The sequence below is a fragment of the Brevibacillus panacihumi W25 genome (assembly GCF_000503775.1).
Taxonomy (GTDB): domain Bacteria; phylum Bacillota; class Bacilli; order Brevibacillales; family Brevibacillaceae; genus Brevibacillus; species Brevibacillus panacihumi_A.
On the sequence record NZ_KI629785.1, the window covers coordinates 889,204 to 914,064 of the forward strand.

The following is a 24,861-nucleotide window of genomic DNA, read 5'->3' on the forward strand; positions in this document are numbered from 1 at the left end:
ATGGCATGACTGAAACCGACAAAGGACGAGTATAACATGAATGTATCCAAACACGATTACGATGTGATTATTATCGGCGGCGGTCCCTCCGGACTGATGGCAGCTTGGGCGGCATCGCGCGAAGGAGCGCGTGTCTGCTTGGTGGAAAAAGGGGCGAAGCTGGGGCGCAAGCTGATCATCTCAGGCGGCGGCCGATGCAATGTGACCAATGCCAAGGAACAGGACGAACTGATTAAACAAATGCCCGGCAATGGCCGGTTTATGTACAGCGCCCTCTCCCAGTTCGGCAACCGGGAGATCATTCGTTTTTTTGAGGACTTAGGCGTTGCCCTGAAAGAAGAAGATCGCGGCAGAATGTTTCCCGTGACGGACAAGGCTGTCACAGTAGCCCAAGCGTTGATCAATCAGATCAAAAAGCAGGGGGTCAACATCCGTCTGCAAACGCCTGTGAAAACGGTCAATTACAGCGAGGGTCACACGACTGGCGTTACGCTGCAATCCGGAGAAGTGATTACCTCCTCCTGTGTCGTCATTGCCGTCGGCGGTTGCTCCGTCCCTCAGACTGGATCCACAGGAGACGGGTATGCCTGGGCGAAGGAAGCCGGGCACACGATCACTGAATTGTATCCAACCGAGGTTCCACTGATTGCCAACGATGCATATATCCGCGACAAATCGCTGCAGGGCCTCTCCTTGCGTGAAGTCGAAATGACGCTGTACGCTCCCAACGGAAAAAAAGTGACGACGCAGGAAGGGGATATGATCTTTACCCATTTCGGCATCTCGGGGCCGGCGGTACTGCGGATGGGTCACTATGTCTCTATTACACAGCGCAAGCACGGCGGTGCTCCCCTCGCCCTGACGATCGACCTGATGCCGGAGAAGTCCGCAGAGGAGATCGCTGCTGAAAGCTGGAAACTGCTGGAGGAACAGCCCAAAAAAGCAGTGAAAAATGTGCTCAGGGGCTACCTGCCTGAACGTCTGATCCCGCTTTTGCTCTCCCTGGCTTCCATCGCGGAGGATACGACACTCAGCCACATGCGAAAACAGGATTGGGCCCTTTTTGCCAAGCAGATCAAAGCTCTTCCCTTGACGATCACAGGCACCTTGTCGCTTGAAGAAGCCTTTATCACCGGTGGCGGGGTGAGTGTGAAGGAGATTGACCCGCGCACGATGCAGTCCAAACTGATGGAGGGACTCTTCTTCGCGGGAGAAGTCATGGACGTCCATGCGCATACAGGCGGCTATAACATCACCATAGCCTTTTCCTCCGGTTATGCGGCTGGGACGAACAGCGCAAGAAAATCCCTTGAATTGCTTTCCTAGGGTTTACTTCCGGGCCGAATAGGGAATGATGAGTGTTGGGTACTCTTGTTCGTCAAGAGTGATCAGATTCACCCGACGTCGGTGCTGGGGACTGATCTTCACACCTCTACTCCCTTTATCTTACTGGATGAAGCGGCGATTCCTATCGTCGCTTCTTTTTTTTGCCATGTTTTAGGGCTTATGGATAAAGGAGTGCGAGAACAAAACGTCGAATAAAAATGATTACTTATTGAAAATTTGTCTTTCAATCAGTTGGTAAACCATCTAAGGAGGAGATTACAGCGGATCGTATTTCGATAAAGAACCCGTTATTGAGCAATCACTTTTTGGTTGTGAAAGCAGAAGAAAAACATTTTGCGAGTCTAATGGAGCTATTCCTCGAAACAGCTTCTTGGTTACAGAGTAAAGGCCTTTCACAATGGCGTCATTTCCTTGATGGATATGGACGTGATGATGTGATGCAAAGCATAAAAAACGAAACAGCCTATATCATTGCAAAAGATGATGTGCTGGCGGGAACTGTAACCATATCCACGTCACCTGATGATTGGGATAAACATATATGGAAGCAATCTACTATTACCGATTCTGTATTTATTCATCGACTGGTGATAAAACGAACCTTTTCGGGTCAAGGTTTGGGACGAGACATTCTACGATGGATGGAAAGAGAACTTATATTTCCTGCTGGCAAAAAACAGATAAAACTTGATTGCGTAGCAAACAACAAAACACTGAATGAATTCTATGTTCATAACGGATATGCCTATATGGGAAGTACCGAGGATGGTCATAGTAAATATCAGAAAGACTTACATGTGGTATAAGTTAATCGAGTAGGAGGGGGTGACTAACCCCCGTCCTCTCACACCACCGTACGTACCGTTCGGTATACGGCGGTTCATTTAGGTATGACGCAAATAGGTGTATCTGTCTGACAAACTCTTCAAACCTTGATTACGCCAGTAAGCATTATTCAATGCTCGGTGAAGAATTGGACTACATGCAATTCGCCATTGTTTCTTTCGTGAATTGCCCCATTCATAGGCTTTTTCCTTGGGAACTCCTAAGGAGATAAGCCTTTTCACTTTTGTTTTCGGGCGCTTCCACTCTTTCCAGAGACACATTCGGAGTCTTCTTCGAATCCATTCGTCAAGATGGCTGAACACCGAAGGGGTATCAGCCAAGGCAAAATAGCCACACCAACCTGTAAGGTACTCATTGAGATCGTCAATTCTGTATTCCATTGTGTGAACAGCACTGTTAAAATCCTCAATAACGGCACTTGAAAATTCCCCACTTTTGGCAGAAAATCTCTCCCTGGAGGAGAGAAATATGCTAAAGAATGGGGAGTTTTACTTGATTAAGGACATGAGAGGAAGAGGAATGAGTATCACACAAATTGCTGACTCACTAGGGAGGGATCGAAAAACAGTTCGCAAGTGGTTGGAAAAGAATGAACCTTCAAAATACCAACGATCCGTTACAAAAACAAGCATTCTCGATCCGTATAAACCCTATATCAAGGAGAGAATGGAAGAGGGCTGCTTAAATGCTGTCGTTTTGTTTGATGAGATTAAAGCTCATGGCTACCCAGGGCAAATTCGCCTTCTTCGTTCATTTATGGAACCGTTGCGACCGGTTGTTACAACCAAAGCAACGATCCGTTTTGAAACGGCACCCGGAAAACAAGCTCAAGTCGATTGGGGACATTTCAAGGTTCAGTGGAATGGTGGGTACAAACGGCTGTACGCCTTTGTCATGGTTTTGGGATACTCGAGAATGTTGTATGTGGAGTTTACAGAGAATGAACGGTTGGATACCCTTATCGGCTGCCACATACGTGCCATGCATTACTTTGGCGGCAGACCGGAAACATGTCTGTACGACAATATGAAAACCGTCGTTGCTGGCTACGACGAGCAAGGGCATGTATTGTGGAATGAACGCTTCTCCCAGTTTGCAAGTCATCACGGTCTTACGCTGCGGCGTTGTGCCCCCTACCGCGCGCGAACAAAAGGGAAAGTAGAAAATGGTGTTGGCTATGTTAGAAAGAATTTTTGGCCTCGCGTACAGACGTTTACCAGCCTAAGTGACTTGAATCAGCAAGTACGCCAGTGGCTGGACACAGTGGCCAATGTACGGATACACGGCACGACTTATGAAAGGCCAGTAGAGCGATGGAAACATGAACAGTTGAAGCCGCTGAACCCGATTCCCTTCGAAGAAGTAGAACGGCATACTCGAAGAGTATCCAACGATTCACTCGTTTCTTACGAAGGAAGCCGGTATTCTGTTCCCTATACCTATATTGGTCATACGGTAGAAGTACAGGATCTCCAGAATGGTCATATCCGGATCTATCAGAGTAACACGATCATCGCTGAACATCTGAAAGCCGTTCGTTCCAAACAAGTCGTAACCCATAAAAAACACTTCGAGGGGATTCAAACCCAAAGTCGCGCGGAGGCTCCCCAACCTATGCCGCGTCTGGTTTCAAATCCAAGCCCCGAAGTGGCGGAACGTGATTTATCCGTCTATGAGCAGTTTGCTGACGAGGAGGTGATCGTACAATGATGCTCCAGGCCCGTTTAGAAGAAGCCATTTCGCATATGGGATGGGTAAGAATCCCGGAAATTATTCACCACCACGCAGAAGAAGCTGCTGCTCAGAATATATCGTATTTGGAGTTCTTGGACAAGCTTCTGCAAGAAGAAATTAAGGCCAAGAGGGATCGATTCATCCGTATGAAAACGAGATTGGCTCATTTACCCTACCATAAAACGTTGGAGCAATTCGATTTTAGTTTCCAGCCCTCCATTGATGAAAGACGGATTCGTGATTTGGCAACCCTTCGGTTTGTACAACAACAAGAGAATCTCATTTTGCTAGGTCCCCCAGGAGTTGGTAAGACTCACTTATCTGTCGCACTGGCTCTGGAGGCCATTAAACAAGGTTTTACAGTTTACTTTACAACCGCCCATGACTTGGTTCAGACCCTTCAGATTGCCCATCAAAACAACAGTATTAAGCAAAAAATGCGGGTATTTATTAAGCCGAATGTACTTATTATTGATGAAATCGGCTATCGCAAGATGGATGAGACGGCAGCTCACTTTTTCTTTCAAATTATATCGGAACGTTATGAATCCGGTTCGATCATTCTCACTTCGAACAAGTCCTATGGTTCGTGGGGAGAGATATTTGGCGATGCGGTACTTGCTACCGCTATCCTTGATCGATTATTGCATCACTCCCATACCATCAACATTAAGGGGGAAAGTTATCGTATCAAAGAAAAGAAAAAAGCTGGTTTCTTTCGGACAGAGTCGATTGATGATAAAACCGAATAAATGGAGTTTTCCCGTTACCTGCCCCCTTCGGGGGGCAATATTCAAACAAATGAACTGCCTATAATGGGGAAAATTCGAGTGCAGATAATGAGGAATTTTCATTTGCAGTTGACATTTGGGAGTGGTTTAGTGCGGGAGGTGATCTCCCGAATCCTCTGTTTTGCTCGCTTCAGACTATCGTTCGCTATTCGAATCTTGGGCGAGGACTCAACGGGCCACCTTGCGGCACCCCTTGATCGCTTTCAATTTCCATACCATTAACCATAATCCCTGATTCGAGATAGCGTCGGATGAGGGTTAGGATAGTTCTGTCTTTGACATGTTTTGCGATAAGCCCCATAAGTTTATCGTGGTTTACCTTATCGAAGAACTTCTCAAGATCCATGTCTACGACCCAACGGTATCCTTCCTCGATGTATGTCTGTGCCTTCTTGACTGCGTCATGTCCCCGTCTTCTTGGACGGAATCCATGACTATGTTCGGAGAACATAGGATCAAATATCGGAGAAAGAACCTGTGCAATTGCTTGTTGGATGAGACGGTCGGTCACGGTAGGAATGCCTAATAGCCGAACACCACCGTTCAGTTTCGGGATTTCGACTCGTCGGACTGGCGAAGGTACATAGGTTCCATTCTCCAATGACGCTCGTAGGGAGTCCCAGTTGGATAAGATATGTTGACGTAGGGATTTTACGGACATACCATCCACACCGTGGCTTCCTTTGTTCTTTTCTACTCGCTTTAGTGCCAACAGGAGGTTTTCCCGTGACAGCAGTTGTCCCATCATAAAACCAGATATCCTTTCGCGTGAACGTTCTTTCTACTTGTGCCACTCTCTATTCCGCCCTCTTGAAGTCCCCCATGGATTCACCATTTCCTCCTTCAAGTAAGTCCATCTGGATTGTCTGCATCATCATAAAGAGTGAACGCCTAGCGTCCCGTTCTTCCTAAATGTTCGGCCCTTCCCGTTTCAAGCGTCCTCTACTCCGGTACTATGGCCTCTGCTGACTCCTGACCGTTCAGTTTCTCCTAGCGGAGAAGGTTACCATGAGGGCATGGCGTCCCAGTCAGGTCTCCCCGGGTAAGAACGTTGTCTTTCCCTCCATCCACCTGCTTCATTTACTCCCGATAGCCTTTGGCAACATGGACTTCGTCTTGTATGGCAGACTCATCCAGCTATCGTTAGCCTCATATGAAGTTCGTGTTCCTCAGGCCGGAGGTTTGCCGCAGACTTCCTTCAGATTCCACCTCGCGGTGGACACCCTTGTCGTAAGCTAGTGGCTACTGTTGCCTTCGCCATTCGGGACTTTCACCCTAGAGACAACGCCCATGCCGGGCACACCACCAAAAACACCCGTGCCGCGGCACGGGTGTTTTACCTTACATCGTATAACGGTACAGATACGCAAGCCCAGCTAAGACAAAGGCGAATCCGAGCAAGAAAAACGTGTTGGCTCTTTGCTTGATTCGTTGCTCATTGCCGTTAAAATGCTTTTGCATCCTGGACTGCCATCGTTTTGTGCGAGGTTGCGCCATGATCAGCAGTCCTGCTGCGAGAAGAAACAAGGGGTAGAGAATATGCGTCACCCCTTCTTCTTACGTCGCAACAGCCAGCCTGTTTCTTCCTCTTGAGGAGATGCACCTTCAATCACCAGGCGCGCATCTTCCGCCAATTGGTAGGCTTCAGCAAATGCCAACTGGCGAAATGACTGCTCTGCCAATGTCAGCAACTCATTCACCTGGCGATTTTGTCTGCGGTAGCGATTTGTGTACTGAATGGCTCCCTCCGCCAATTGGCAAGTGGAGATGACTCGCTCGGTAACTCGCTCGGTCTCGTCCAATTGATTGCTTGCATCCTGCAACAGTATCGCCACTTCTTCGAGATCGTAGCGATGTCGCTCCATGATGGCCTTAATCCGAGCCAAGGTTTGCACAACTTCCTCAAACATAAACTTCAGATGATCGGGAATGCCTGGCAGATAGCTGCGCTTGATCTGCTGGCGAAGTCGAATCAACGTATTAGAGATTCTCTCCATCTCATCAAGGGCGTCGTCTTCGGTCTCGATGTAGAGGGTATTCGCTTCTTCCACTGCCTCTTCTTCTTGGATCGGCACTTCTGCGCGTTTCGGCATGACCAGCTCGTACTCTTCCTCATCCTCACTGCGATCTTCAGCCGCACCTGGAACAGCAGGGGTGGGGACATTCTGATCCACCTGTGCGAAGGACTGTTCTCTCAACAAGCCTTCCCGCTCCGCCTGACTGATCGTATCCTGCTCCAGGAGACGGCGTGCTTCCTCCGCCTTTGCTTGCTCTCGCAGGCGGGCCAGTTCTTCGGCTTCCGCCAGTTCCCGCAAACGTGCAGCTTCCTCTGCTTCCGCCAGATTCCGCAAGCGGGCTGCTTCCTCTGCTTCCGCCAATTCCCGCAAGTGAGCCGCTTCCTCTGCTTCAGCCAATTCCCGCAGGCGGGCCGCTTCCTCTGCTTCAGCCAGTTCCCGCAGGCGAGCCGCTTCCTCTGCTTCGGCCAGTTCCCGCAGGCGGGCCGCTTCCTCTGCTTCGGCCAGTTCCCGCAGGCGGGCCGCTTCTTCGGCTTCTACCAGCGCTCGCAGACGTGCCTCTTCGGATTCTGCCAGTTCCCGCACGCGTGCTTCCTCTTCTGCTGCGACCAGTTCTCGCAGACGCGCTGCCTCCACTGTTTCCACCAACTCACGCGGACGTGACGCTTCTTCGGCTTCCGCCACCTCTGGAAGGCGGATCGACTCTTCCACCCTCGCCTGTTCCTGGATACGTGACGCTTCTGCCGCAGCCACGGCGGCAGCGGCTGCCTGCTGCTTCGCTAGGACCGCTTCTTCTAATCCTTGGTAGGTTGCTTCAATCAACACTTCAAATGCCTTCACATGCGTTTTGACGATTTCGAGGTTGCCTTCCTCCAGTCCGTTGCCAGCAGCGTTCATTAACTGCTTGGCTTGCAGCATGGCGTTGTCCAGGCCATCCAGGCTGATATCAAAGCCGTCACGCCGAGCCTGTTCAATCCCTTCCTCCAACTGCTTGAACTCTCTTGGCATCTCCTTTTTCACACGATCCACCATGCCTGGAACCTGTTCAAGTGCTTGAACGATGCCTTCCAGCATTTTTTGCGCCTTCATCGTCGTCTCGTAGGCGTGCACATCATCTCCCGCCGCACGCGACTTTTTGACCAGAGTGCGCATTCCCTCCACCTCATCTAAGGTGGACTTCAACTCGTGGAAAGAAAGGCCGTAGTCCAGACGCATGTCTGACAAGCGGCGCTCGACCTGTTCAACCATTTTGCCAATCTCCGGAATGGCAGCCTTGTTCTCTTGTTTCGTTACCGCAACCTTGGTGGTATCCTCCTTCAGTTCCGCCAACTCCTGCTCGATCTGCGTCAGAGCCTCACGTGCCTCCTCCAGCATCCCGATTGCGAGTGAGAAACGGAAGCGATCGCAAGCCTCCTCCGCATCCAGAATCATCATTTCCACGTCCGGAATCTTGATGCGCAGGAGGTTTTCCTTTTTATCCGCGATATGGTGGTAACGCACCTCTGTCATTCCGCTGGAACGGCGAAGCGGTTTTTCCACCTCGATGACATGGATTTTCTCGACAAGCTCATCTTTCCAATCCTCTACGTCATCGACCTGGGAAAAAATGGAGCGGCGACGAATCATCGCATAGACGAGGGCAATCGACAAAATGGCAAAAACAGCGCCAATTCCGTAGATCCACCAAGGTATCTCACCAAGAAACGACTTTGCTTTCACTTCTTCTGTCTCCTTGGCTGCATCTGCCTGTTCTGGCTGAGCTGGTTTGTTCTGCACCCGCTCCAGCTCTCTATGTACCTCTTGGAGGAACGTTTGAATCCCGTTCAGATATTGCTTTTGATTGCGGAAGGGCACGTAATAAGAAGAAATTTTATCGTGGAGCATCTCCAGTGTGGCGCCTTTTTCCTGGAATTCGGGGCCAGCGTAGACACCGAGCTCTTCCGTATTGTAATCGAGCACGACCATGATCGCATTGTCAGGCAAATTGAAATTGTCGTATAGCGTCTGTGCGTATAGATCTGCAGATGAGGCTTCCGGCGAGGTGCTCTCCACCACGACAACCTTGTACTCCCCCGGCAGATCTTTGATCGATTCTATAAATTGTGCTGTATTTTCAGCTTTGAGGTAATTGTCCTGATCTTGTACAACGTTGTCTGTCTTATCTGGAAAAGGTGTAGCAAAAGCTGGATTTGTGTATAGGAGCATGCCCGCCAAGCAGAGCATGAATAGTTTTCGTTTCATTTGGATACAACCCCTTAGTGTATTCATTCATGGAAGAGGGTACTACTCCTCGAGTCAGGCAATAGACTGACGCGCAAAAAATCAAGAACAGATGTATAAAGCCAATCTGAGAATTCTTCTGAGGCTGGTTCCAATTCGTAGACCTGTCGAACCATCTGCGGGTGCAAGAGCGGATAGACGATATGACTCGTCACGCCCAAGACAACGCGATCAACCGAGCAGGTTTGGAATTCCCCTGTCCCGATGCCATACTCCAGCACGGAAGCCAGTCCATGCTTGTAACGGCTCATGTACAAGGTCATCACTTCACGAGCCAGCATCGACTCCACACTTAATTCACGCTGAATCAACCGGGTAATGGCAGCGTGTTCACAATGAAACTGTACATAGAGACGAACGACCTGCTCAAGTCTTTGCCAAACCGGAGCACTGGCAAGAGTCGCTTCCTGTTCTCCGAGCAAACGGAACAAGGTCTCAAAATAGGAAGCCATCAAAGTCTCCAGCACGCCTTGCTTTCCTTGAAAATGATAGGAAATGAGGGCAACGTTCACGTCAGCCTCTTCGGCAATTTTGCGAACCGACGTACCCTGGTAGCCGTGTATGTCAAACAGCTTGGCTGCTGCGGACAAAATGCGCATTTTCGTTTGTTCCACTGCCGATCGTCCTTCCTGCTTTGCATCTGACGTACAGGGAATGCAACAAGCATGTCAGGTATCGTACCTATTGTACAGACTGTTCGACGTAAAAAGATAGTCCCGTTCTATGTTCGACAAAGTTTTCCAGTATTCCTCCTACTACTTTCCTTGCTATGATAAAATCAGAATAGAAAGATAGAACTTTTGTCCTTTTGATTTAACTGAATATTTCCACTGTTTTTTGCACAACTGGGGGTGGACAACATACGGCCAAAATGGATTCGTCAAATCACGCTAATGCTCACACTGTTTCTCTTTTCACCGACAGACCCCATCATGTACAATGCTCATTTGGTGTCGTCCCATCCGCAGAGTAAAGACGAACGAGCCCTGAAGATCGTTACCTATAATATTCGCGGCTGCCGGGATGATGAAGGCATCGCCGACCCTTCGAAGATTGCGGACACCCTTAGGATCTTGAATGCTGATGTGATCGCCCTGCAGGAAGTCGATTTTCGGCTGCCGCGCTCCCAATTTGTTGACCAGATTGCCACCATCGCCGACAGCTTGCAAATGAATTACGCCTATGCGCCTTCCCTGTCTCTCGTAATCGGTACGTACGGCAATGCGCTGTTGAGCAAACTTCCGATCCTGGATGTCAAATCGATCGCACTGCCCGCTTCCTGGGAACCTCGTTCCCTGCTGGAAGTGACACTGGACTGGAATGGAGAGCCCCTGCACGTATACGCAACCCATCTCGGGGTGAAAGAGTCAGAACATAAAGAACAGATAGAATCCTTGCTCGCTACTTTGCATGAAAAACCGTATCAATCCAGCGTTTTACTGGGAGACTTCAATATGCAGCCCGATCACCCGCTGCTCCATTCCCTACGTGCCTTGTATCAAGATCCGGTATACGATCAACAAGACGATTTTGTGACGTTAAAAGGAGTGCATCGCGGCAGACAGATAGACCGGATTTTCCTCTCACCGGATCTTCATTTTCTCGAAGCAGCAGCTCCTTCGATCGGACACTCTGACCATTATCCGGTCTGGATGCATATACAAAAAAACGCTCCGCATCTCGCGAAGATTGCGGAAGCGGAGCGTTGATGGCAAGCTATCTCTTCCTATCCGATGGAACAGGTGAAAGGGATCGATCCGACTTTTTTGCCAGTCCATAGTTCTGCAGGTACGTCTCTACCTGTGTATGCTCCTGCACGCGCTGATTGTTGTAATCGTACTGGGAGCGGATGCTCATCAGCATGCTGGTGGGCAGCTTGGTAGACTTTTGATACATAATCGTATACTCCGCTTCCAGGTCCATCTGATCGATGATTTCTTGAAGGTTGGCATTTCCTGCCGACTGAATTCTCGTTCCTTGGGGAGGTTCCTGCCAATCTCCTTTGGACAAAGACATCGCCAGCTTCTGGCTCGGCTTGTGCAGCTTTTCACCGGGGGACACAGACTGGACATGGGAGCCTGTCTGCGCTTGCAATTGAGCACCCAACCAGCTTTTCAATTTGGCAGAGTCCAGTACGACCCGGATCCCCGCCTGGTCAGTTCTTAGATTTTTCGTGATCGGAATCACGCTTTTCTTCATTTCATCCATTTGCGCGAAGGCAGATGCGGGATTCCAGTTCTCCATCTCTTGCCGCAAAGCAGCCTCCGAGGAGACGCTCAGCCTCCAGTCTTGATCACCATCTGTTTTGGCATACAGCTGTTTACCCTGGTCCAACAGAGATAGCGAATCGACGCGATTTTCCTCAGGGACAGACCGCTTCACATTCATATAAACGCTACCTTCGTCTTTTCTTCCAGAAAAATTGACTATGTTGGCATTGGAGCTGTTATCCGTCAATAGCTTTGTACGGCCATAGAACTCGTACGCCCTTTGTTTGGCGAATTGATCGCGAACCTGTTCAAAATCAGAGCCAGCATTCTGCTGCACGCCCATCTGATTGCAGCCGCCCAGCATCGCCGTCACCGTCAGCAGACAGATGATCCAACCCTTTCGCATTTTCGTCCTCCTTCACAGCTAGTCTCCTATAGCGTTTCCGGGGAGGAAAGGGCTTATTCTTCTACAAATGGTAGTACAGCACTCCGTCTCTTTCTTTCACGTCTACCTGATGTAGAATCATCAAAAGGTCGATATGCCCGATCGTTTCAGACAGGGTAAGCGGCATTTCTTTTTCGTACAGGGTTGGGAACAGTAAAGCTGCCAGTTCATATGCTGTTTTTTCACCAGATGCCAGCAGTTGGCGCAGTGCATTGGTACGGTCCCAGTTTTTTTGCAGACGGGAAGAAATCAGCTCACGATGATTCGTCACCGGTTCTCCGTGGCCGGCAAAGACCTGATTAATTTCCATGTCTGCGCACATCTGCAAGGCTGTCCGATACTGGACGAGCGTCAGCGGCCGACTGCGGGAACCATCTCGCGGAGGCTCGATAAAAGCATTGGAAGAAATATGCTTGATGATGTGATCGCCGCCGATAAGCAGACGGTCTTTTTCCCGATATAAGGAGAGATGGCTCTGGCTATGCCCCGGGGTATACAGCACCTGCCATTCGGGCAAAAGCGGAACAATCTGTTCATGCTTGAGCAGACCGTCGATTTGACTGGGCTGCGAAAACGTCTGCATCAGCTTCTGAAACTTCTCAATGATGATCATCTTGTCAGCGGGTACCCCGCTTTGGCTGTACAAATGAGTGAAAAATTCATCATGGTACGCCATAAAGCTCTCGTCGAGCTGGACATAGGGTCTGGCCAGGGGATGCGCCAGCGTACGGGCACCCGAAACGCGTCTCACCCGCTCCAATAATCCGCAGTGATCGACGTGATGATGCGTCAAAATAATCTGCTTGATCTCCTCCATCCGGATTTCGATCGAAGCAAGCCCCTCTTGAAGCGTCTCCCAGGCTTCTTCTGTCAGCGGTCCTACATCCACCAACGTCACATGCTCTTCCTTGAGGACGTATACATTGACCGAGCCGACATGAAAAGGTGTCGGAATCTCGATGCAGTATACACCCGGTGCCATTCTTACTCCCCGTGCTGTCATTTGCGTCCCTCCATCTGTCCTGACTTTTTCTATAGAAAGAGAAAAGAGCCATTCGCTGGCTCTATGCTAACACAACCTGGTTTCTACCCGAATTCTTCGCCTCGTAAAGGGCCAAATCTGCTTGATAAAACAAGGCTTCTACGCTCAAATTGGCATCTATTTCCTTGTTCCACTTGGCCAGTCCGGATGAAATTGTCACCTGTGGCGAGGTCTCCATCTCCACACAACGGCGGATTCGTTCGGCGACAGCATGAGCCGTAGCCTCATCTACACGCGGCAGGTAAACCGCCAATTCCTCTCCGCCCCATCTGGCGGCAATATCAGTGTCGCGAATACTTTGACGAATCAGATTGGATACCTGGATCAAGACTTCATCGCCAACCTGGTGGCCAAACGTATCGTTCACCTGTTTGAAGTAATCAATATCAATCAGGATCAGTGAACCATGGCTATCCTGTTCCAGCGAGGCGCGCACGCGTTCGTTCAGGTGGCGACGCGTGTACAGGCTGGTCAGATTATCCGTGATCACCATCCGTTCCATCTCTGTATGCAGCACAGCATTGGTCATCGCCAAGCTCGCGTGCTGTCCAAAAATCTCCAGCAGCTTATAATCGTCAAAACTAAAAAAATGATAGCGTGAATCCGCAACGAGCAATACTCCGCTGATCTCCCCTTCCACGATCAAGGGGACACCCATCAAAGAGCAACTTGGCACCAGCGAGAAGGGAAGCGGTCCCGAGCCCGGCTGAGCCAATAGCAACGTCTGCTTGTTTTGCAGGATCTGTTGAAATGGCTTTTCATTGGCAGTTACAATTTTTCCGGTGTATTCCGGTATGGAGGCAGCGAGTACCTCAAAGCTCTCTTCTCCCGGTTCCTTGCGCAGCAGTGCGCAAAATTCCGCATCGAAGGTAGCACGCATCATCGTCGTCACAAATTCGAGAATCTCCGACAGGTTCAAACTCCGATTCAACTGCCGTGCCATCTCGTTGATCAGACGAAGCTCACGAATGAGATTGCGCGATTGTTGGTATAGCTGTGCATTTTCAAAGGCCTTCCCGGCTGTATCCGCCAAGATCGAGATGTAATCCGTCTCGTACGGGCTGGGCGATACCACTTGATCAGAAGTGATTTGCAGCACGCCATAGATACCTTGCTTGCCCAGCAGCGGAGCTGCAATCACCGTCTTCGCTTGTCCATTTTCTACGATGTCCTCGACGATCAGATGCCCTTCCAAATATGCCCTCGTACTAGTAGAGCCTCTTTCCTCTTGCAGGGAAAGCTGTTTGACAGGGGTCGTCGCGTCAGGCTCCACCGTAAGAAACAGATCGACGGAATAGTTTGGATACAAGCTAGGAATGCTGGTCACGATCTCATGCAGGACATCGTTGACATCGATGGAGGCCTGAATTTTGGACATCAGCTGATAGAGCAAGTTCTTCTTGTTGGCTTCACGGCGCAATTCCTCTGACATCATGACCCGCCACAAAGCGCTGCTCGCTTTATCCGCCACTTCCTGTAAAAACGCGACGTCCCTTTCGTCGTAGACGCAATCTGTCTCGTCAGGCGATAGATGGAGAAACAGACCATACAACATTTTTTTGTTCCAGCTGACCGGCATGATGATCAGCCGGTTTTCCTTGAGAATCGCCGGAGCGATCGGACTCGTTCCCAATTCCGCTACAATTTGCGAGATCTGGCTTTGTTCCTTGTCGACTGCTTCCGTCGTTACCATGTCGTGCATCAGCAACGTGCCGTTTTCCGAAAGCTTGACCGCAGAACAATAGCCTTTTTGGATCACTTCTGCAATCTCACCAGTGAGGTTGCTCAACAGAGATCGCGTCGTATCATGGACGCTCAGCTCCATGATAATTTGGCTGGTCGCATGCTGAATATAGGCATCATACCCCATCCGGATCAACGGTTCCAGACCGCGCATATAGGAAGCCAGGTCGAAGGAAATCTCCTCTTGGGGTGCTGCGATTCCGATCGTAGCGCGAACATAGCCATCGCGCTCACGCAATGGAAAAACAGCGAGTACGAGAGAGTTTTCAGCGTATGTCGCGACCGCAATCTCACCCGAATGCAACGCCGATTTTACAGGGTCATACATCTTTCCTGCAGGAGCGGCATGTAGCGAAAGGTCAAGTTCTTGAGGCTTCCAGGGCTGGCCTACCTGCATGTCCATGGTGTTGATCACACGGCCTGTGGAATCTGTCAAGAAAAGGATGCCCGGTCGCTTTTCCGGCCATGATTGCAGGATGAAGTGGGCCGCATAGGAAAAGACCGTCTCTAACTTTCCCAACATTTTACTTGACACGAGATACTCCCTCTCTCAACTTTTTCTCAAGCTTCCAAATGATCCGTATTATTCACCTGTAGCACTTCCCAGCGTTGATCAGCAAAGCGAAAAAGATTGATGCCGGTATTCTCTATCTTGGTAATTCCAGTTCCTTGCAATCCTCCCGTTACATAATGAAGGAAGCTGTTGATCAGCCCGCCATGGGAGACCACCACAATCGTCTGGCCGGGATGTTGGCTGGCAATCTCTGTCAAGGCCGTCACTGCGCGCTGCTGCATGGCGTCAAATGTTTCGATCCCATGCGTCTCCTCATCCTCCTGCGAGAAGCGGTCGCGGATCTCCTCGTACGTAAGTCCTTCCAAACGACCGTAACAGCGTTCCCGCAGCGTAATATGTGTCGATATCCCATAGCCAAAATGCTTCGCGATATGTTCGGCCGTCACGTGGGCGCGACAAAGATCGCTGGAATATACGGCGTGAAGGATCTCCTGCTTCAATCTGGCGCCTACTAGCTCGGCTTGTCGAAGACCACGCTCATTCAATGCGACATCACTATGGCCTTGGATACGCCGAGAAGAGTTCCAATCTGTCTCGCCGTGACGTATGAGGTACATGATAGTTTCCAAGTGATACGTTCTCCTTTTTTCACAAGTGCATGAAATGAATAGGTTCTCTTATTATATAAGATGCCTGATCTCAATTCTAGATTCATCCCACAACATTTGGGACAATATTCCCATTTCTTTATCAAAAGTTCCAAAATCAGCAGGATCCCTATTGGAGGTTGAAACGGATGGAACATCACGCGCGTCTCAGGTAATAAGTTTGATTCTAACGCAATCGGAGGTCATGAACATGAAACCCTGGCTGTACCGTTCAAGTGCCATTCTCCTGTCTGGCAGCTTGCTCATCCCTGTACCGGCTTCACACGCCAATGCCATCCAGGCCTCGCAATCTGTCTCCTCACAAGGCAATCCAGTTGCTCTGGCTGCCGCAAAGGATGTCAAGCTTTCCAAAGATGCAGCGTTGGCCATTGCCAAACGAATGGTTCCTGGCAATGACATGGAGCTGAAATCCGTGTCTTTTCGCTCAGCAGATACATGGCGTTCTTTTCCAGAATGGTCCTTTAGTTGGGAGAAAAAAGTCCCGGACAAAAACGAGGTGCAAGTCTATTTCAGCGTCAGTGTCCACGCCAACAGCGGCGAACTGACTTCATACTCCCATCACGATCAGAACAGCAGCAAACTTCCTTATGCCAACCGCGTCTCCTATGAGGATGCACGCAAAGCAGCAGAGCAATTTCTCAAAAGCAACAACCCGGGCAAGGCGGCCAAAACGACACCGGATATGGACACGATACCACCCAAGACGCCATTGCACGCGGATTCGATCTATATCTTCCGCTTCTCGCGAGTGGAGGACGGCATCCGCTTCCCAGACAACAATGTAGAGATCTCTGTCAATGGAGCAGGCAAAATCATCAATTATTCATTGATGTGGAATGAGGAAATCCAATTTGACCGCCCGTCCAAAACGATCTCGGCTGAAGATGCCAAAGAGATCATGAGGGAAAAGACACCTCCTTCCCTGTCCTATCTCATTCCGTGGGATGCGCAGGGCGATCAGCGCAACAAGCCTGTTTTGGCCTACACCAATCCCTTTTCCATCTTGATCGACGCGAAAAACGGAGACGTGCTCGATGGTTTGCTCGCCCCAATCGATGGAGTCAATGAGCCGATTCCCGTCAGCAGCAAGCGACTCCCGGCCCGGCACACGGGCAAAAATCTGACGCAAGAAGAAGCCGTCAAGATCGCGTCTCAGCTTTTCCCGCTTGCTGGTTTTGAACTTCGCTCCGCCCAGTACAGCGAGTCGGATTATCGCGGCAATCGACCTGTCTGGGATCTCTCCTACGAGAAAAAGGACAGTGATGACTACGATTACGCCCACTTATCGATCGATGCCTCTACCGGAGACATCTACAATTTCTCCAAAAAACAGATCAAACCGTTGGAGAAAGATACGGCCAGCTCCAAACGGACTGCCGAAGAATATCGGGAAAAAGCCATGGAAACGATTCGCAAATGGAGCCCGACCTTGGCACATGAGCTGTACTGGAACGAACATTCCGAAACAAAAGCAAAGCTAGGCTCGACGGAGGAATACCTGGTGACCTTCCAGCGTTATGTCAATGGCATAAAAGCAGCTTCCGGCTCGTCTGCGGTCAGCTTTGATCCGACGACGGGAGAAATTCTCTACTACAATGCCGACATCGGGAAGGAAACCTACCCGGCTCAAATCCCGGATCATCTATCTGCGGAAGAAGCGTCTGAGGCATGGTGGAAGGAAGCAGAAATCGAGCCAGTCTTCATGCTGGAGCAGTTAACCCCTGAGGACCAGAAAAAGATCCGGCAGCAGCCAGCCTTCATTCCAAGCCGCTCTGCCAAGCTTGTCTACCGCGCCAACTCCACGGTATTTGACGAGCCTTATTTCCTCGACGCAGTCTCTGGTGAATGGCGTTCGCAAGCGAGTGGGAAACCCGTAGTTCTGCATCGCATCGATCCGGTCGATCTCGACGGACATCCAGCAGCCAAAGAACTGCTGCTCATGTATGAATACGATGCGCTCTCCCTCGAGGATGGCAAATTGCTGCCAGACAAGACGATTACCCGGGGCGAAATGATCGAAATGCTGATGATCAGCATCAACCGGGGACGGTACTTCCCAATCTACTCCTCGGAGAGAGAAGCCTCGTTCAGCGACGTTTCCAAACAGTCCCGTTACTTCTCAGCAGTAGAAAATGCGGTAGATAGCGGTCTGCTCGACAAACAATCGTCCAAACTGAATCCGGATGAAGCGATTACCCGCGAAGAACTCGCTGATATGATTGTTCGCGCTCTGGGGTATAAAAACCTTGCGCAATACTCCAATATGTTCCAAAGCGATCTGACGGATATTGCCAACTCGCCAAAACGCGGCTCGATAATCATTGCGACTACACTGGGGATCGTTCCGACTGACAAGCAAGCCTTCCGCCCGCAGGCCACAGTCAGCCGTGCGGATGCTGCAATCGCCTTCTCTCGTTTCCTGGAGAAACGCAGTGAACAGGATACGCAGCCAAGCGTTCCCCGCTGACCTGAATGATAAGGAAAAGATGAGCAAAAACGCCGTCCCTGCGCACTTGCTGGGCGGCGTTCCCTTTTGATTCCCCTCTTGACTTTATGCAGTTTTGCCTAGTATTATTGATTGTATGTGTACAGGGTAGCATTGATTGCAGGTAAAAACGAAAGGCTAACCCTCTTAGTTCCTTCCCTTTCAGGCAGCGGCTGAACTATCTGTGAGGAGCACGATGCGGAAACGCTACCGTCCGAAGTTCGTGTAGATAAAGAAGGAACTAACCTGTCGGAAGTAAACACCTGCGAATCCACATTAAAGGAGACTGAAAACATGTCACGTTACACAGGCCCACGCCACAAACTTGCTCGTCGTCTGGGAATCTCCCTCGATGGTACTGGCAAGGACATCAAACGCAACTTCCCTCCTGGTCAACACGGTCATAACAACCGTCGTAAAATCAGCGAGTATGGCATCCAGTTGCAAGAAAAGCAAAAACTGCGCCATATGTTTGGCCTGAATGAAAAACAATTCCGTCGCACTTTCGACCAAGCTAACAAAATGGCTGGCGTAGTGGGCGAAAACTTCATGAAATTGCTGGAATCCCGTCTGGACAACCTGGTATACCGCATGGGCTTTGCACCTACTCGTCCTGCTGCCCGCCAATTGGTAAACCATGGTCACTTCCTGGTAAACGGCAAAAAAGTGAACATCCCATCCTACCGTGTACAACCTGGTGATGTGATTTCCGTTCGCGAAAAATCCCGTGGTCTGCAATTGATCAAGGATTCCCTGGAAAGCCGCAACTTCCTGCCTAACTACGTTACTTTCAACGATGCAGCATTGGAAGGAACTTATACTCGTCTTCCAGATCGCGAAGAAATGCCTGCTGAAATCAACGAAGTTCTGATCGTTGAGTTCTACAGCCGTTAATCGCTTGATCGCAAAAGAGCAGTGCCGACTATCGGCCTGCTCTTTTTTTTGCCAAAAACCTCTTTTGCCCTCATACGCCCCCTCTTCGTTTGCCGGCTACGCAATTCCTATCCTCCAGGTTCCACCTATGGTATAATCAGGCTGTATGCTAGGGGGTAGTAGATCAATGTCGAATAACCAAAATTCTTCCTCTGAACCCAAGAAGAAAAAACGCCGACGAGGACGCCGACGACTAGTCTGGGGCATCGTCCAAATCGTCTTTTTGCTCGGATTGATGGGAGCAGCACTTGCCGGGGGAATCGTGACAGGATATGTCGCAGCACTCGTCAAAGACGAGCCAGTCCGTACCAAGGAGGAATTGGAGCAGAAAATCTTTACCAACTATCTGACCGGCTTCGCCTATTACAACGACGGCTCTCTGATTGGTCAGCTTCGTGCAGAAGAGGGCGACCGACGTTTGGTCAAAAAAGCAGACGTTTCTCCCTATTTGATCAATGCCATTATCGCCACGGAGGACAAGGGCTTCTATCATCACAATGGTATTGCCGTTCAATCTACGTTGCGCGCCACCTACCAGGAGCTTACCAATCAGCCAGTCGTGACAGGCGGGAGCACCATTACCCAGCAGCTTGTCAAAAATACGATTCTCACACATGAAGTCAGTCACGCTCGCAAGGCTCGGGAAATTTTTAACGCTTTGCGGATCGAGCAGATGTTTTCCAAGGATGAGATTCTGGAAGCTTACATGAACGAGATTTACTTGGGCAAAAACGCCAATGGCTCCAATATATACGGGGTCCAGGCTGCCGCCAAGGGTGTTTTCGGAAAAGATGTAAAAGAACTCGGACTCAGTGAAGCCTCCTATATGGCAGGCATGATTCAAAATCCCGGGGCATACTCTCCTTTTGGCACTGAGAGCTACGAACGCGGGAAAGAACGGCAAAAAATGGTGCTCGATCGGATGCTTGAAAATGGCTACATAACACAGGATCAATACGACAACGCACTTGCCGCCGATCTGAAGGCCACGCTCGCCAAACCGACACAGCAGGCCTACCGGGAAGTTCCCTTCCTGATGATGGAAATCGAGGATCGGGCTGCACGCCAGCTGGTAGACGCAGATCTGAAAGAAAAGGGACGGGACAAGTCTACCATCAGCCGCAATGAATACCGTCTTTTGATCGATGAAAAACGTCGGGACATCTTGCGCAACGGGTACAAGGTATACACGACGTTTGACAAAAATGTACATCAGATCATGCAGGCGGTCGCTGCAGATGCGAGCAATTTCGGGAAAAACCGCAGCTATACGATTCGCCGTTCCAATGGAAAGACAGAAAAAATTGAAAACGCACTTGAAGAAGTCGGCGCGATGATGATTCACAACCGCACCGGAGCCATTCTCGGCATGATCGGCGGACGTGACTTTAACGTGGAGCAAACCAACCACGCTACCGTACCACGCCAGCCCGGTTCGGCCATGAAACCGCTCGCGGCCTATGCGCCAGCTTTTGAACTGGGCATTCTGCAGCCCGCATCCCCGATCGACGACTCGCCTGTGTTGCTGACGGATGGACAGAAGGGCTACCACCTGCCGAAAAACTGGAACAACAAATGGCAGGGAATGATGAGCGCCCGGGAAGCCCTGCGAAATTCCTGGAACATCCCGGCGATCAAGGTGTATCAAAAAGTAGGCATCCCTACAGCCCTGGAGTACGTGAAAAAAATGGGCATTACGACACTCGTGGACGCAGACAATTATGCGCAAACCGGCGTCATTGGAGGACTCACCTACGGAACCACCGTCGAGGAGATTACCAACGCTTACGCTACCTTTGCCAATAACGGTTCGTTCATCGACGCCTATCTGATCGAGCGCATCGAGGACAGCCAGGGCAAGGTCATTTTCCGTCATCAGGCTCAGCCGGTACAGGTGTACAGCGAACAGACCGCTTATCTGATCACGGATATGATGCGTACCGTCGTCAATGCCGGAACCGGTACACATGTCCGCAAATTTGTACCGCGCAAGGTCGACATCGCTGGGAAGACGGGAACGACCAACAGCAGCAACGACCTGTATTTTGTTGGCTACACGCCAGAGGTCTCGATGGGCGTATGGGTCGGCTTCGATGAGCCTTATCCGATGCCTGACGCTGACAAATACGTTCCGATGATCGTCTGGGGAAAAGTCATGAAAGAAGTCATCGAAGCGCATCCCGAGATCTCTCCGCCGGATGCCACGTTTAAAAAGCCGGAGGGAATCGTCAGTGCCACCGTCGACTCCAAATCAGGCAAACTGCCAAGCGAGCTGTCGAAGGAAGCCGGTCATCTGATCACGGATCTTTTCAACCGCCGCTTCGTACCGAAAGAAGTGGACGACTCCCATCAAAAGGCTCGGGTTATCACCTATAATGGTGAGCGTTACCTGGCGAAGGAAAGCACACCTGCCGACTTTGTAACAGAAGGAATCTTTTTTCGGTCGCCTGATCCCTTGCCGACCAAGGAGCAGATTCAAGCAGCCAATTCCAAGGTCGCCATCCGCCCTCCCGATTGGGAGCAAAGGCTGCCCGATGCAGAAGACCCGCGGACAGAAGTGCCTGGTGCGCCGGGCTCGCCATCGGGACTTGCAGCAACTCGCAACGGAGCTCAGGCAGTCCTGACCTGGAATTCCAACAAAGAAGCAGATCTGGTCGGATACCGCATCTACCGTGCAGATCCGGCAAGTGGCTTCACGCATCTTGGCACGGTAAAAGATCCTGCCGTACTGACGTTTACAGATGAAAAAGCGCCCGGCGATTCGGCGTACTATGTCACATCCGTCGATTTGACAGGCCTGGAGTCAGAGCCATCTGCCATCGCAGCAGTCGGTTCCTCGTCCCACACCTGGCAATTGCCGCCGCAGAATGGTTCGAATGAAACGCCGATGGACGGCTTGGAGCCAGGCGATCTGCCCGATCCTATTCTGGGTCAGCCGGGTCAAGACAACTCATCTGGCACGACGACGCCATCTGCTTCACCGCCTAGCGCCCCCCAAAACCTGACGATCAAAGAGACAGGGAACGGCTGGCAATTGCAGTGGAAGGCTAACAGGGCGGCCGAACAGGTCATCGCCTACAACGTCTACTTCAGTCCAGACCCAAGCAGCGGCTACCTCTTGCTCGGCACCGTGTCCGACACCAGCTTTACGCATGCTGCTGGCGTGGAAAATCCGAATTACTACATCACAGCCGTAAATAGCTACGGGGAATCCACATTCTCCAATACCGTAACAGGCAGATAACAAAATACATCACATTCATGAATGAACAGAAGAGATGGTGAACCAGCCATCTCTTTCTTTCTACCTATTGGAGGTGAACAGATGGAACACATCAAGCGCTATCACGCTGCCAGGATGCAGGTGAACGGCAGGGATCTGCTCATCGAAGGCCCCATCTCAGGAGCCGATCTCGCAGCTCTCTCGTTTGACGAGGGACTGAAAGCATTCCGTATCCCCGACATGCAGCATAAAGCCCTGATCGAGATAGCCGATCTCCCGGAAGGACGCATTATTGTGGCACGAGAAGGTGATCACGTTCTGGGTTATGTGACCTTTCTCTATCCTGATCCGCTGGAGAGATGGTCTCAAGCCAAGCTGCCGGACCTATTGGAGCTAGGTGCGATTGAGATCAGTCAATCGGTACGCGCTGGCGGAGTGGCGAAGAAACTGCTGGAGGTCTCCTTCCTCGACGATGCCATGGAGGATTACATCATCATTACGACCGAATATTACTGGCATTGGGATCTGAAAGGAACCGGACTGGATGTATGGGGGTATCGCAAGGTCATGGAAAAAGTGATGGGAAGCGTGGGGATGATCTGGGTAGCGACGGATGATCCGGAGATATGCAGCCACCCCGCAAACTGCCTAATGGCAAAAATAGGAAAACGCGTTCCTCAAGAAAGTGTCGTCGCCTTTGATAACATGCGTTTTCAGAACCGCTTTTTGTATTGAAGACAGCCCCATAGGATCTGAAATAATGGAGGAATGGTTCATGCGCATTGAGGATATCATGCGAAAAAATCTGGTAACAGCCAGCCCTGCCACTACGATCGGGGAAGCGCTGCTTTTGCTTCGGCTCAACAGGATTCGGCATCTTCCCGTGCTTGAAGGCGAACAGCTTGTCGGGATCGTCTCGGATCGGGACCTGCGGGATGCCCTCCCCTCCCGTCTGATCACGCGAGACGATGACGATACGATTCTGCACAAACCCATATCAGAAATCATGCAAACGCAAGTGATTACAGTTCATCCCCTCGAATTCATCGAGGATGCGGCCGTGCAAATCTACGAGAACAAGATCGGCTCGCTTCCCGTCGTGGAAGGTACGAAACTCGTCGGGATGATTACAGAATCCGATTTGTTCAACAGTCTCATCGAACTGTTCGGGGTCAACAAGCCCAGCTCGCATATTGAGGTCGAGGTAGACGATCGTGCCGGCATGCTCGCAGAGGTGAGCCAGGTCTTCCGAGAAGCGCAGGTGAATGTGTGCAGCGTCGTCGTCTACCCAGGGAAAAAAATCGGAACGAAAAGCCTTGTCTTCCGTGTGCAGACGATGGACCCGCGCAGTCTCATTCACCTGCTCCATGAGCGCGGCTTTACCGTTGTCGGGCCAGCGAATGGGGGGATTGGCTCGTGAGTCGCCAATCACGGCTGATCTACTCCCCCGTTTATACGAACTATTATTTTCATGACGATCATCCCTTCAACCAACGCAGGCTGCTGCTCACACATGACCTGATGCAAGCCTACCAGCTTCTATGTGATGAGGATATTCTGGCTCCCCGTCAAGCAACAGACGAAGAGCTCGAACTGGTCCATGATCCACGATACATCCAGTTTGTGCGCGAGCAAGGCGAAACCGACGAGATCCTTCCCGTCGCTGCTGGGTATGGACTGGGGACAGAAGATGTGCCTTGCTTTCGCCACATGCATGAAGCGTCTTCCCTCATCGTAGGCGGAACGCTGCAGGCTGTCGATGTCGTCATGAACGGTCAAGCCGAGCATGCCTTCAATCCCGCCGGGGGGCTCCATCACGCTTTTCGCGGACGAGCCTCGGGCTTTTGCATTTACAACGATTGCTCGGTCGCCATCGCGTATTTGCGCAAGCACTGGAATGCACGGGTCTTGTACATCGACACGGATGCCCACCACGGGGACGGAGTGCAGTGGGCCTTTTATGACGACCCCAACGTATTGACTGTCTCTTTGCATGAAACGGGCAAATACCTGTTTCCGGGGACAGGCAATACGACTGAGCGCGGAGACGGCCACGGTTACGGCTTTTCTGTCAACATCCCGCTTGACGCCTATACGGAGGACGATTCCTTCCTGGAGGTGTATCAGAAGCTGATCCCCAAGCTGGTGCGCGGCTTTCAGCCTGATGTGATCCTCACCCAAAACGGCTGCGATGCTCATGCTTACGATCCGCTGACTCATCTGTCCTGTTCGATGAAAGTCTATCAACAGATTCCGCGACTTGCTCACGAGATGGCCCACACGTATTGCTCCGGCCGCTGGATCGCGGTCGGCGGCGGCGGCTACGACATCTGGCGTGTCGTCCCTCGTGCTTGGACTCTGCTCTGGAGCGAAATGAGCGATCAGCCCTTGACGGATGACTGCGAAATCCCTAGTTCGTGGCAGGAGCATTGGCAGCCGCAAAGCGAGTTGATCCTCCCCTCTCGTCTGTTCGACGAGCCATTTCCCGCGATTCCCCGTCGCGCGGAGATCACAGAAAAAAATCGGGTGACGCTGGAGCGGGCGATCCTGCATGCACCCATCGGATGAACAAAATCACCCCGCGG

Annotated in this window: 18 protein-coding genes and 2 pseudogenes; 11 read left to right on the top strand and 9 right to left on the bottom strand. The window is 50.9% G+C overall.

Translation table 11 applies throughout. The features are described 5' to 3' along the window. Positions 1 to 36 precede the first annotated feature (36 nt). Positions 37 to 1,326, top strand: coding sequence for a BaiN/RdsA family NAD(P)/FAD-dependent oxidoreductase (locus tag T458_RS45385; RefSeq protein WP_023557725.1), 1,290 nt, complete (start codon positions 37 to 39; stop codon positions 1,324 to 1,326). Positions 1,327 to 1,658: 332 nt separating this feature from the next. Continuing rightward, positions 1,659 to 2,153, top strand: a complete 495-nt coding sequence (locus T458_RS45390) for a GNAT family N-acetyltransferase (RefSeq protein ID WP_252989841.1) — start codon at positions 1,659 to 1,661, stop codon at positions 2,151 to 2,153. A 78-nt stretch (positions 2,154 to 2,231) separates the two neighbouring features. Here the strand turns inward: T458_RS45390 and T458_RS56580 are convergent. Continuing rightward, positions 2,232 to 2,573, bottom strand: a pseudogene (locus tag T458_RS56580) (group II intron maturase-specific domain-containing protein); the annotation flags it as partial. A 124-nt stretch (positions 2,574 to 2,697) separates the two neighbouring features. On the opposite strand from T458_RS56580, the gene istA reads away from it, so the two are divergent. Next, complete coding sequence (istA, locus tag T458_RS45395) at positions 2,698 to 3,903, top strand: IS21 family transposase (protein WP_290367281.1); 1,206 nt, start codon at positions 2,698 to 2,700, stop codon at positions 3,901 to 3,903. Then, a complete protein-coding gene (gene istB / locus T458_RS45400) occupies positions 3,900 to 4,679 on the top strand; it encodes an IS21-like element helper ATPase IstB (RefSeq protein WP_023555287.1) in 780 nt (259 codons plus the stop codon). The genes istA and istB overlap by 4 nt, the downstream gene beginning before the upstream one ends. Before the next feature lie 202 nt (positions 4,680 to 4,881). On the opposite strand, the pseudogene T458_RS0129030 reads toward istB, so the two are convergent. The 4 genes and pseudogenes from T458_RS0129030 to refZ all read right to left on the bottom strand — a co-directional run. Then, positions 4,882 to 5,466 (bottom strand): annotated as a pseudogene (locus tag T458_RS0129030) (reverse transcriptase domain-containing protein); the annotation flags it as partial. Between the two features lie 593 nt (positions 5,467 to 6,059). After that, on the bottom strand, positions 6,060 to 6,215 hold the full coding sequence (locus T458_RS57280) for a hypothetical protein (protein ID WP_171819392.1): 156 nt from the start codon (positions 6,213 to 6,215) through the stop codon (positions 6,060 to 6,062). Between the two features lie 47 nt (positions 6,216 to 6,262). Then, positions 6,263 to 8,974, bottom strand: a complete 2,712-nt coding sequence (locus tag T458_RS45415) for a septation ring formation regulator EzrA (protein ID WP_023557728.1) — start codon at positions 8,972 to 8,974, stop codon at positions 6,263 to 6,265. Positions 8,975 to 8,997: 23 nt separating this feature from the next. Beyond that, positions 8,998 to 9,627 carry a forespore capture DNA-binding protein RefZ gene (gene refZ / locus T458_RS45420; protein ID WP_023557729.1) on the bottom strand — a complete coding sequence of 210 codons (630 nt, stop codon included), beginning with the start codon at positions 9,625 to 9,627 and terminating at the stop codon, positions 8,998 to 9,000. Between the two features lie 318 nt (positions 9,628 to 9,945). On the opposite strand from refZ, the gene T458_RS45425 reads away from it, so the two are divergent. Beyond that, positions 9,946 to 10,722, top strand: coding sequence for an endonuclease/exonuclease/phosphatase family protein (locus tag T458_RS45425; protein ID WP_171819393.1), 777 nt, complete (start codon positions 9,946 to 9,948; stop codon positions 10,720 to 10,722). Positions 10,723 to 10,729: 7 nt separating this feature from the next. Here the strand turns inward: T458_RS45425 and T458_RS45430 are convergent, their stop codons facing one another. From T458_RS45430 to T458_RS45445, 4 genes are all read right to left on the bottom strand, one after another. Next, complete coding sequence (locus tag T458_RS45430) at positions 10,730 to 11,629, bottom strand: hypothetical protein (RefSeq protein ID WP_023557731.1); 900 nt, start codon at positions 11,627 to 11,629, stop codon at positions 10,730 to 10,732. A 61-nt stretch (positions 11,630 to 11,690) separates the two neighbouring features. After that, a complete protein-coding gene (locus T458_RS45435) occupies positions 11,691 to 12,671 on the bottom strand; it encodes an MBL fold metallo-hydrolase (protein ID WP_023557732.1) in 981 nt (326 codons plus the stop codon). Positions 12,672 to 12,732: 61 nt separating this feature from the next. Then, positions 12,733 to 14,976, bottom strand: a complete 2,244-nt coding sequence (locus tag T458_RS45440) for a sensor domain-containing diguanylate cyclase (protein WP_023557733.1) — start codon at positions 14,974 to 14,976, stop codon at positions 12,733 to 12,735. 38 nt (positions 14,977 to 15,014) lie between these two features. Continuing rightward, positions 15,015 to 15,596, bottom strand: a complete 582-nt coding sequence (locus tag T458_RS45445; RefSeq protein WP_023557734.1) for a histidine phosphatase family protein — start codon at positions 15,594 to 15,596, stop codon at positions 15,015 to 15,017. A 229-nt stretch (positions 15,597 to 15,825) separates the two neighbouring features. Between T458_RS45445 and T458_RS45450 the strand changes: the two genes are divergently transcribed. The 6 genes from T458_RS45450 (at position 15,826) to T458_RS45475 (ending at position 24,844) form a co-directional block, all read left to right on the top strand. After that, complete coding sequence (locus tag T458_RS45450) at positions 15,826 to 18,102, top strand: S-layer homology domain-containing protein (protein WP_023557735.1); 2,277 nt, start codon at positions 15,826 to 15,828, stop codon at positions 18,100 to 18,102. Positions 18,103 to 18,414: 312 nt separating this feature from the next. Beyond that, a complete protein-coding gene (rpsD, locus tag T458_RS45455) occupies positions 18,415 to 19,014 on the top strand; it encodes a 30S ribosomal protein S4 (protein ID WP_023557736.1) in 600 nt (199 codons plus the stop codon). Positions 19,015 to 19,180: 166 nt separating this feature from the next. After that, positions 19,181 to 22,297 (top strand): penicillin-binding protein 1A, encoded by a 3,117-nt coding sequence (locus T458_RS45460; RefSeq protein ID WP_023557737.1) that lies wholly within the window; start codon positions 19,181 to 19,183, stop codon positions 22,295 to 22,297. An 81-nt stretch (positions 22,298 to 22,378) separates the two neighbouring features. Continuing rightward, positions 22,379 to 23,011, top strand: coding sequence for a hypothetical protein (locus T458_RS45465; RefSeq protein ID WP_023557738.1), 633 nt, complete (start codon positions 22,379 to 22,381; stop codon positions 23,009 to 23,011). A gap of 40 nt (positions 23,012 to 23,051) precedes the next feature. Then, entirely contained in the window at positions 23,052 to 23,696 is a 645-nt protein-coding gene (locus T458_RS45470) for an acetoin utilization AcuB family protein (RefSeq protein ID WP_023557739.1), read from the top strand. After that, positions 23,693 to 24,844: an acetoin utilization protein AcuC gene (locus tag T458_RS45475; protein WP_023557740.1), complete on the top strand. Its 1,152-nt coding sequence runs from the start codon at positions 23,693 to 23,695 to the stop codon at positions 24,842 to 24,844. The genes T458_RS45470 and T458_RS45475 overlap by 4 nt, the downstream gene beginning before the upstream one ends. Positions 24,845 to 24,861 lie beyond the last annotated feature (17 nt).

Excerpts from the sequence above, each read along its gene's own strand:
- T458_RS45385 (WP_023557725.1), top strand. The coding sequence starts at position 37 with ATGAATGTATCCAAACACGATTACGATGTGATTATTATCGGCGGCGGT.
- istA (WP_290367281.1), top strand. The coding sequence starts at position 2,698 with ATGAGAGGAAGAGGAATGAGTATCACACAAATTGCTGACTCACTAGGG.
- istB (WP_023555287.1), top strand. The coding sequence starts at position 3,900 with ATGATGCTCCAGGCCCGTTTAGAAGAAGCCATTTCGCATATGGGATGG.
- T458_RS57280 (WP_171819392.1), bottom strand. The coding sequence starts at position 6,215 with ATGGCGCAACCTCGCACAAAACGATGGCAGTCCAGGATGCAAAAGCAT.
- T458_RS45415 (WP_023557728.1), bottom strand. The coding sequence starts at position 8,974 with ATGAAACGAAAACTATTCATGCTCTGCTTGGCGGGCATGCTCCTATAC.
- T458_RS45425 (WP_171819393.1), top strand. The coding sequence starts at position 9,946 with ATGTACAATGCTCATTTGGTGTCGTCCCATCCGCAGAGTAAAGACGAA.
- T458_RS45430 (WP_023557731.1), bottom strand. The coding sequence starts at position 11,629 with ATGCGAAAGGGTTGGATCATCTGTCTGCTGACGGTGACGGCGATGCTG.
- T458_RS45435 (WP_023557732.1), bottom strand. The coding sequence starts at position 12,671 with ATGACAGCACGGGGAGTAAGAATGGCACCGGGTGTATACTGCATCGAG.
- T458_RS45440 (WP_023557733.1), bottom strand. The coding sequence starts at position 14,976 with ATGTTGGGAAAGTTAGAGACGGTCTTTTCCTATGCGGCCCACTTCATC.
- T458_RS45450 (WP_023557735.1), top strand. The coding sequence starts at position 15,826 with ATGAAACCCTGGCTGTACCGTTCAAGTGCCATTCTCCTGTCTGGCAGC.
- rpsD (WP_023557736.1), top strand. The coding sequence starts at position 18,415 with ATGTCACGTTACACAGGCCCACGCCACAAACTTGCTCGTCGTCTGGGA.
- T458_RS45460 (WP_023557737.1), top strand. The coding sequence starts at position 19,181 with ATGTCGAATAACCAAAATTCTTCCTCTGAACCCAAGAAGAAAAAACGC.
- T458_RS45465 (WP_023557738.1), top strand. The coding sequence starts at position 22,379 with ATGGAACACATCAAGCGCTATCACGCTGCCAGGATGCAGGTGAACGGC.
- T458_RS45470 (WP_023557739.1), top strand. The coding sequence starts at position 23,052 with ATGCGCATTGAGGATATCATGCGAAAAAATCTGGTAACAGCCAGCCCT.